This window comes from Shewanella sp. CAL98-MNA-CIBAN-0140 (assembly GCF_040309905.1).
In the GTDB taxonomy this organism is placed as follows: domain Bacteria; phylum Pseudomonadota; class Gammaproteobacteria; order Enterobacterales; family Shewanellaceae; genus Shewanella; species Shewanella psychromarinicola.
In genome coordinates this window covers 1-280 of the sequence record NZ_JBEOPI010000140.1, presented here as the reverse complement: position 1 = coordinate 280, position 280 = coordinate 1, and the positions used below count along the sequence as shown (strand labels likewise).

Genomic DNA, 280 nt, shown 5'->3' with positions numbered 1-280 from the left:
ATCATATCGCGTGGCAATGCCCCTAAAATGTTTCAATCTAGCAAAAGCGTTTTCTACCAAATGACGGCAACGATACAAATACCAATCTAGTGTGTCGTTACTGCTTTTAGAGTTCGACTTAACAGGTATGACTGACTGAGCACAGTGCTTGAAGATACACTCTCTAATATCGCTACTATCGTAGCCCCTGTCTGCAATCACCGCTTTAGTCTGGTTGTTAATGGTGCTACATATCAACGCCTTTGCCATCTTAGAGTCATGTACTTGCCCACCTGACAGC

At 43.6% G+C, this 280-nt stretch carries 1 protein-coding gene; it reads right to left on the bottom strand.

All coding sequences use genetic code 11. The features are described 5' to 3' along the window. Positions 1-280, bottom strand: a 280-nt coding sequence (locus AAEY93_RS20490; RefSeq protein ID WP_351079479.1) for a transposase, incomplete at both ends; no start/stop codon positions are given.